This is a genomic window from Azonexus sp. (assembly GCF_047638095.1).
Taxonomy (GTDB): Bacteria; Pseudomonadota; Gammaproteobacteria; order Burkholderiales; family Rhodocyclaceae; genus Azonexus.
This window is the reverse complement of record NZ_JBLJBW010000051.1, coordinates 9,334-16,036: the sequence shown is the minus strand read 5'-3', so window position 1 is coordinate 16,036 and position 6,703 is coordinate 9,334. Positions and strand designations below refer to the sequence as shown.

General features: G+C 59.7%; 10 protein-coding genes and 5 tRNA genes. 10 read left to right on the top strand and 5 right to left on the bottom strand.

The features are described from left to right. The 5 genes from ACM62Q_RS11390 to ACM62Q_RS11370 form a co-directional block, all read left to right on the top strand. The coding region (locus ACM62Q_RS11390) for a Mur ligase family protein (protein ID WP_415036641.1) at positions 1–1,167 on the top strand (1,167 nt) is incomplete at its 5' end. Then, positions 1,164–1,625: a Rap1a/Tai family immunity protein gene (locus ACM62Q_RS11385; RefSeq protein ID WP_415036639.1), complete on the top strand. Its 462-nt coding sequence runs from the start codon at positions 1,164–1,166 to the stop codon at positions 1,623–1,625. The genes ACM62Q_RS11390 and ACM62Q_RS11385, both read left to right, overlap by 4 nt. Positions 1,626–1,755: 130 nt before the next feature. Beyond that, on the top strand, positions 1,756–2,013 hold the full coding sequence (locus ACM62Q_RS11380) for a type II toxin-antitoxin system HicA family toxin (RefSeq protein ID WP_415036637.1): 258 nt from the start codon (positions 1,756–1,758) through the stop codon (positions 2,011–2,013). Next, the gene (locus ACM62Q_RS11375) at positions 2,010–2,348 is read left to right on the top strand and encodes a type II toxin-antitoxin system HicB family antitoxin (RefSeq protein ID WP_415036635.1); all 339 of its coding nucleotides are present in this window, start codon (positions 2,010–2,012) and stop codon (positions 2,346–2,348) included. The genes ACM62Q_RS11380 and ACM62Q_RS11375 overlap by 4 nt, the downstream gene beginning before the upstream one ends. Then, entirely contained in the window at positions 2,341–2,592 is a 252-nt protein-coding gene (locus tag ACM62Q_RS11370; protein ID WP_415036633.1) for a hypothetical protein, read from the top strand. The genes ACM62Q_RS11375 and ACM62Q_RS11370 overlap by 8 nt, the downstream gene beginning before the upstream one ends. A gap of 197 nt (positions 2,593–2,789) precedes the next feature. On the opposite strand, the gene ACM62Q_RS11365 is transcribed toward ACM62Q_RS11370, so the two are convergent. From ACM62Q_RS11365 to ACM62Q_RS11355, 3 genes are all read right to left on the bottom strand, one after another. Then, a tRNA-Leu gene (locus ACM62Q_RS11365) sits at positions 2,790–2,874 on the bottom strand. A gap of 29 nt (positions 2,875–2,903) precedes the next feature. Then, positions 2,904–2,988 (bottom strand) — tRNA-Leu (locus tag ACM62Q_RS11360). Between the two features lie 102 nt (positions 2,989–3,090). Beyond that, positions 3,091–3,552: a PaaI family thioesterase gene (locus ACM62Q_RS11355; protein ID WP_415036631.1), complete on the bottom strand. Its 462-nt coding sequence runs from the start codon at positions 3,550–3,552 to the stop codon at positions 3,091–3,093. A 190-nt stretch (positions 3,553–3,742) separates the two neighbouring features. Between ACM62Q_RS11355 and ACM62Q_RS11350 the strand changes: the two genes are divergently transcribed. Further along, complete coding sequence (locus ACM62Q_RS11350) at positions 3,743–4,414, top strand: c-type cytochrome (protein WP_415036629.1); 672 nt, start codon at positions 3,743–3,745, stop codon at positions 4,412–4,414. Between the two features lie 85 nt (positions 4,415–4,499). Next, positions 4,500–5,714 carry an MFS transporter gene (locus ACM62Q_RS11345; protein WP_415036627.1) on the top strand — a complete coding sequence of 405 codons (1,215 nt, stop codon included), beginning with the start codon at positions 4,500–4,502 and terminating at the stop codon, positions 5,712–5,714. Positions 5,715–5,729: 15 nt separating this feature from the next. Here ACM62Q_RS11345 and ACM62Q_RS11340 read toward each other — a convergent pair whose 3' ends face one another. After that, a complete protein-coding gene (locus ACM62Q_RS11340; RefSeq protein ID WP_415036625.1) occupies positions 5,730–6,023 on the bottom strand; it encodes an excalibur calcium-binding domain-containing protein in 294 nt (97 codons plus the stop codon). Beyond that, the gene (locus ACM62Q_RS11335; protein ID WP_415036623.1) at positions 6,020–6,241 is read right to left on the bottom strand and encodes a hypothetical protein; all 222 of its coding nucleotides are present in this window, start codon (positions 6,239–6,241) and stop codon (positions 6,020–6,022) included. Before ACM62Q_RS11335 ends, ACM62Q_RS11340 begins: the two co-directional genes overlap by 4 nt. Positions 6,242–6,423: 182 nt before the next feature. Here ACM62Q_RS11335 and ACM62Q_RS11330 point away from each other — a divergent pair. From ACM62Q_RS11330 to ACM62Q_RS11320, 3 genes are all read left to right on the top strand, one after another. After that, positions 6,424–6,499 (top strand) — tRNA-Gly (locus tag ACM62Q_RS11330). A gap of 47 nt (positions 6,500–6,546) precedes the next feature. Beyond that, a tRNA-Cys gene (locus ACM62Q_RS11325) sits at positions 6,547–6,620 on the top strand. A gap of 8 nt (positions 6,621–6,628) precedes the next feature. Next, positions 6,629–6,701 (top strand) — tRNA-Gly (locus ACM62Q_RS11320). Positions 6,702–6,703: the final 2 nt, after the last annotated feature.

Sequence of the window (6,703 nt, the reverse complement as noted above, 5' to 3'; positions counted from 1 at the left end):
GGCCGCATCCCGGTCGTCGCGGTCACCGGCACCAACGGCAAAACCACCACCAGCCGCCTGATCGGCCGCATTTTCGAAGAAAACGGCCTGCGTGTCGGCATGACCAGTACCGACGGCATCTATGTGCAAAACCAGCGCATAGACGACGGCGACTGCTCCGGCCCGCGTAGCGCCCGCAATGTGCTGGCGCATCCCGACGTCGATGCCGCCGTGCTGGAAACGGCACGCGGCGGGTTGCTGCGCGAAGGACTTGGCTTCGATGTGTGCGACGTGGCGGTGGTCACCAACATCGGTCTGGGCGACCATCTGGGCCTCAACTACATCACCACCGTGCACGATCTGGCGGTCATCAAACGCGTCATCGTCGAAAACGTCGCCGCCACCGGCTACGCCGTACTCAATGCCGCCGACCCGGTCGTGGCGGCAATGGCCCCGCACTGCTCCGGCGCGGTCATCTTCTTTGCTCTCGACCCGCTGCACCCGGTGCTCGCCACCCACCGCGCCCAAGGCAAACGCGTGCTGTATGTCGACAAGGGCGACATCGTCTGCGGCGAAGGGCGCAAAAAACAGCGCCTGCCGCTCGCGAACATTCCGCTCACCCGCAACGGCAGCATCGGTTTTCAGGTTGAAAACGCCATGGCGGCAATTGCCACCGCCTGGGCGCTCGGCTACGAATGGGACAGCATCGAGCGCGCCTTGGCCGGCTTCGTCAGCGACGCCGCCACCGCGCCTGGCCGCTTCAACGTGTTCGATTACCAGGGTGCCACCCTGATCGCCGACTACGGCCACAACCCGGACGCCATGCTGGCTCTGGTGCGCGCCGTGGACGCCATGCCCGCCAACAAGCGTCTGGTCGTCATCAGCGGTGCCGGCGACCGGCGCGACGAGGACATCCGCCAGCAGACCGAAATCCTCGGCACTGCCTTCGACGAAGCGGTGCTCTACCAGGACGCCTGCCAGCGCGGCCGCGCCGACGGCGAAGTCATCGGTCTGTTGCGCGACGGCCTGAAGGACGCCAAGCGGGTGCGCCACGTCGAAGCCATTACCGGCGAATTCCTCGCCATCGACACCGCCCTCGCCCGCCTGCAAGCCGGCGACCTCTGTCTGATCCTGATCGACCAGGTCGAAGCCGCCCTCGCCCATATCAAAGAACGGATCGGCGCATGAAACGGGTGCTCTGCCAACGGGTGCTCTGTCTACTCGCCGCCGCCTTGGGTCTGAGCGCCCCGGCGCAAGCCTACGAAGCGCGGGAACTGCTCGAAGACTGCCGCGCCGCAGAACGTTTCTATGCCGGCGACAAAACCCGGGGCGACACCCTGTCTGCCCTGCGCAGCGGCCGCTGCATCGCCTACGTCGCCGGTTTTGCCGATGGTTATGCGGTCAGCGACTACCTCGCCGAGCGCATCGGCGTCGGCCTCAACGCCTTTTGCCTACCGCACGACACCGACCTCTCGCTACGCCTGGTCCGCGCCGTCGTCATCCACGTCGAACGCGTCCCGCCCGACACCACCATGAGCACCGCCAAACTCGTCGCCGGCGCACTCGCCCGCAGCTTCCCCTGCCCGGAGGCAGGGCCGGAAAAAAACACGGCCAAAACCAACCCGGAAAAATCTTCCGGCAAATAAACACCATGCCCAAACCCGTGGTGCCCTGACACCCCGCCAGCACGCCACCCGCGCCAAGCACAATAGAGCGCCAGCCAGCATTTCAGTTTCCACAGCTTGAATTAGTATCTTTTTTTGATACCATAAACCCATGAAACGCAAGCACGCCAAGACGCTTTCCCTGATCTTCCACCGCCCGATATCGGCCAACGTGAAGCACGATGAGGTGATGGCCCTGCTGCTTGAATTAGGCGCCCAGATTGAAACCAGTCGGGAAGGTTCTCGGGTGGGGGTCGTGCTGTTTGGCGAGTTGCGTGTGCTGCACAAACCGCATCCTTCGCCGAATATGGACAAGGGCGCGGTGGCGGCAGTGCGCGATTGGCTGGAACAACACGGAGTAACGCCATGACGATGAACACGATGAAACTGGACGGCTACACCGCCGTCATTCGCTACAACCCCGAGACGGACGAGTTTCGCGGGGAGATTCAGGGCTTGAACGGCGGGGCCGATTTTTACGGCAAATCGCCGGATGAATTGCGCCGTGAATTTCGCACCTCGCTGGATTTCTTTCTGGCGACGTGTGCCAAGCACGGGATCGAACCCAAGAAACCGGCCAGCGGCAAGTTCATGGTGCGCCTACCCGTCGATCTGCATGCCCGAGCTGCCGCAGCGGCGAATGCTGCGGGACTCAGCTTGAATGCGCTGGTCGAGCAGGCAATCAGGCATGAGATTCATGCCTGACGAAAGCGTCAGGCATGTTTTGGCGGCCCCCAAAATAATTTCTGATATCGAGTCTGGATATCCGCGTTCGAAATATTCCGACCTGGATTATTGGCACGAATTTGCGCAGCGTACTGACCCATGGACGTGCCTCGTTGATCGCTCGCCCTCCGAGGTGGCCGCAAGCATGCGTAGCTCTGTTTCCTTCGCCGCAACCCAGGCTTTCGCCTCTCGTTTTGTCCGCAGCACGGCCGATGCGCGCTGACCACTGACATAGACCTGCGCACGATAGCCATTCTTGGCTTTTGTGATTGATGCCATGCGGGGAGAAGCATGGGGAATTTGTGGGGAGTCGAGCATAAAAAACTTTCGCACCCTGCACAAATTTATGCTGCGCCGTGACTCGAACTATTGGTTTTTGCGCACATTCAGGCGTTTCGTGCGTAAAAATGCGTAGTTTGATGGTGCTCTGGGCGAGACTCGAACTCGCATGCCTTGCGGCACTACCCCCTCAAGATAGCGTGTCTACCAATTTCACCACCAGAGCAGTTTTTCGATGGCGACTGCTTGAATTCTTGGTGCCCAGGAGAAGACTCGAACTTCCACGCCTTGCAGCGCTAGTACCTGAAACTAGTGCGTCTACCAATTCCGCCACCTGGGCAGGCATCGAAAGGCGCGCATTTTACGGGGGAAAGCGGGGTTTGCCAATAATTTTTCTGATCTTTCAGAATCCTTACGGCCGCACCCCGCTAAAAATCAAAACTCAACCCAGAAAAGAAGGCGGCATCTGAGCGGCGACGATTTCGCCGCGCGCCGTGGCAACGCCCTCCGCGTACACCGTGGCCTCGACGATCACCTTGCGGCCGCGAATTTCCTTTACTTTGCCGCGAATTTCCAACTCCGGCCCCAGAGGCGTCGGTTTCAGGTAATCGACGTGCAAAGACGCCGTAACGAAACGAAACGGCGGCTCACTGTCCATGGCGCGATTTTCAGCGCGGTACATGGCGGCAGCGGCGGTGCCGGTGCCATGACAATCAATCAAGGAAGCGAGCAGGCCGCCATAGACATAGCCGGGAATCGCCGTGTGTTCCGGGCGCGGGGTGTAGCGGGTAACGGTTTCCTCGCCCTCCCAATAGGTCTTGATCTGATGCCCAGCCGGATTGGATTTGCCGCAACCGTAGCAGTGGGCAACGTTTTCCGGGTAAAAATCCTGAAAAGCTTGCATTTTGTTCTCCTCTTGTCTGTGTTTAGTATGAGCGAGTGATGATAGACCGCCATTGCACAAGTCCTAAGTGCAAGTAGCGCCAGATAACGTGCAAAACCGGCCAGCAGCGCCCCGAGGGGTTTTGATCGAAATCAAGCGCAGAGAGATCGGCCCGTCGCTATAATCCGCAAAAACTTCATTTCGGTGTTTCATGAAAAAAATCAAGGCATTGGCATTTTTTGCCGCATTTTCTGGCAGCCTATTGGCCGCTGACCCCAGCCCTAAAATTGATGTCGAAAAAGCCAAGGATATCTATGGCCCTTGCGCCGCTTGTCACGGCGAATTCGGTGCCGGCGGCAAGAAGGGCGAATACCCGCGCGTCGCCGGCCAACACGCCCGCTATCTGTATGATCAGCTGAAAAACTTCCAGAGCCAGCACCGGGTCAACATACCGATGATTCCTTACACCAAGGAACGCGAACTGCCGGAAGAAGACATGAAACTCGTCGCCGACTGGCTGGCCACCGTGCAACTCTCAACCAAAATGCCTGAATTCAAAGGCGATGAAGATGCGCTAACCCGCCTCAACATGGTCGAAAAAGTGATGATCATCCCGCGTGTCACGGGTGACATCGAAAAAGGCGGCGTCGTCTATCAAGAGAAATGCGGCAGCTGCCACGGCCGCCAAGGCATGGGCCGTGGTCTTTTCCCCATGCTCACCGGGCAGTACACCACTTACCTGAAAAAACAGATCGACATTTACCTGCGCGCCGAGCGCCCGCATGAAGACGAAGATGCCAAGGTCACCGTCCTGAAAGAAATTTCTGCCGACGACATCCAGAACATCCTCGCCTACCTGACCACCTTGCAGACCAGCGAGTAAAGCGCACGCAGCACAGGCGGGCTGCCTTTGGCGATACGCGCCTTCGGCGTTATAGTGCCCGCCCCTGCTTGACTCAGATTTCCCTATGTTTCGCACCCTGAACAGCCCGGCCATTTGGGCAGTGACGCTGGCCGCCGCCGGTATTCTCATGGTCACCATGGGCATCCGCCAATCCTTCGGCCTATTCATCGCGCCGATCGATGAAACGACCGGCCTGGGCGTGGTTGCCATCAGCTTTGCGCTGGCGGTCGGGCAATTCACTTGGGGCGCGGTGCAACCCATCACCGGCGCACTGGCCGACCGCTACGGGCCGCGCCCGATACTTTTGGTGGCCTTGCTGGTGCTGGCCATCGGCTGCGCTGCCACGCCTTTCGTGGCAAGCGGCTTTGGCCTGGTCCTGGCGCTGGGCGTGCTTGCCGCTGCCGGTTCCGGCGCGGGGAGTTTTTCCGTGCTGATCGGTGCCGCCGCGCAGCGCCTGCCGCTCGAAGCACGCGGCGCAGCGTCCGGCGTCATCAACGCCGGCGGCTCTTTCGGGCAGTTCATCTTCGCGCCCATCACGCAGAAACTGATCCAGGGCATCGGCTGGATGGGCAGCCTGTGGGCCATGGCGATTGCCGCACTCGCCACCATCCCCTTGGTTTTCCGCCTGACCCAAAGCCAGCCGGCAGCACACCCGACGCAAGAGAGCGACCAAGGTTTACGCCACGCCATCGTCAAGGCCTTGCAAGACCGCAGCTATCTGCTCCTTTGCGCCGGTTTCTTCACCTGCGGCTTTCACATCGCTTTTCTCGTCACCCACCTACCCGGCGAGGTGAATCTGTGCGGGCTACCGCCCAGCGTGGCCAGTTGGTCGCTCGCCATCATCGGTCTGTTCAACGTTTTCGGCAGCCTCTACGCCGGGATCTGCGTCTCCCGTTACCGCAGCAAATATGTGCTGGCCGCCATGTACGGCTCGCGCGCCGTGCTGGTGCTGATCTATCTGATGCTTCCCCGCACCGACTGGACATTCTACGTTTTCGCCGCCGGCCTGGGCTTCACCTGGCTGGCCACCGTGCCGCCCACCGCCACCCTCGTCGGCAAGCTGTTCGGCACCCGCTACCTCGGCACCCTATTCGGCATCGCCATGCTCTCGCACCAGATCGGCGGTTTCCTCGGTGCCTGGCTGGGTGGCCTGGCCATCGTCAATTTCGGCGATTTCAGCTGGATGTGGTACGCCGACATGGCGCTCGCGCTGTTCGCAGCCCTGGTCAATCTACCGATCCGGGAAGCGCCGCTAACGCGGCAGGCAGCACCGGCTTGAGCCGTTAGGCAGCATTCATCCGCACCACTGCCGCTCACACGGCACACCGTCGTTGTTGCCGTCCATTTTGGTATTCGGGCAGTTCCGCAAGAAAAACGTTGCCTCCTCGCATGAGTGCATCTGCGAACAATGCGTGCGCCCATCGCAGGTGAAGCGTGGCGATACGGGAGTCGATTCATACACGGGAGTCGATTTATATACGGACGCTGCAGGCACCTGCGCTTCAGTGAAAGCTTGCTTGGCTTTGTGCTGTCCGTAGCCGAACCAAACGATGGTGCCGAACAGGGCAAACATGAGCAGTTTCTTCATGCCATACCGCCGCCAAAAAAGATAAGCGCGATACCGGCCAGTTGCAGAAAAAACGGATTTTTCGCAAGGCCCCAGTGCATGAGCAGAAAAATCAACGATACCGGCGCGATGAACAGACAGGCAAATCCCCACAGTAGACTGGTTTTGAAGGCAGCAATCAGGGTGCCGATGCCACCGATGACGAACACGGCAAGCCCGATGTAGACCACAAGCCCCATTTCATCTCCCCTTTATCGAAAGGACATATGGTAACAAAACTGCACCGCCTCGATGTCGAGAAAAGGGCGCGCCAGATCGAGGCATTTCTGACAGCGCTGGCCTGACGCTCTCGCCCGAAAGTTTTGCCCATCCGGCTATTGACAAGACTTTCAGAGCGTCTATAATGCGCGCTCTGTTCGTTGCGGCAGTAGCTCAGTTGGTAGAGCGATACCTTGCCAAGGTATAGGTCGAGAGTTCGAGACTCTTCTGCCGCTCCAAATTCCTCGAGGAAGCTTCGGCTTCCTCGAAACAAATTCACAGGCGGGGCGCGGTAGCAAAGCGGTTATGCACCGGATTGCAAATCCGAGTAGGTCGGTTCGACTCCGGCCCGCGCCTCCAAAAGTTTTGCGGCAGTAGCTCAGTTGGTAGAGCGATACCTTGCCAAGGTATAGGTCGAGAGTTCGAGACTCTTCTGCCGCTCC

Bases quoted from the DNA above. Each gene is read 5' to 3' on its own strand.
- ACM62Q_RS11340 (WP_415036625.1), bottom strand. From the start codon at position 6,023: ATGAAGAAACTGCTCATGTTTGCCCTGTTCGGCACCATCGTTTGGTTC.
- ACM62Q_RS11335 (WP_415036623.1), bottom strand. From the start codon at position 6,241: ATGGGGCTTGTGGTCTACATCGGGCTTGCCGTGTTCGTCATCGGTGGC.
- ACM62Q_RS11370 (WP_415036633.1), top strand. From the start codon at position 2,341: ATGCCTGACGAAAGCGTCAGGCATGTTTTGGCGGCCCCCAAAATAATT.
- ACM62Q_RS11375 (WP_415036635.1), top strand. From the start codon at position 2,010: ATGACGATGAACACGATGAAACTGGACGGCTACACCGCCGTCATTCGC.
- ACM62Q_RS11385 (WP_415036639.1), top strand. From the start codon at position 1,164: ATGAAACGGGTGCTCTGCCAACGGGTGCTCTGTCTACTCGCCGCCGCC.
- ACM62Q_RS11345 (WP_415036627.1), top strand. From the start codon at position 4,500: ATGTTTCGCACCCTGAACAGCCCGGCCATTTGGGCAGTGACGCTGGCC.
- ACM62Q_RS11355 (WP_415036631.1), bottom strand. From the start codon at position 3,552: ATGCAAGCTTTTCAGGATTTTTACCCGGAAAACGTTGCCCACTGCTAC.
- ACM62Q_RS11350 (WP_415036629.1), top strand. From the start codon at position 3,743: ATGAAAAAAATCAAGGCATTGGCATTTTTTGCCGCATTTTCTGGCAGC.
- ACM62Q_RS11380 (WP_415036637.1), top strand. From the start codon at position 1,756: ATGAAACGCAAGCACGCCAAGACGCTTTCCCTGATCTTCCACCGCCCG.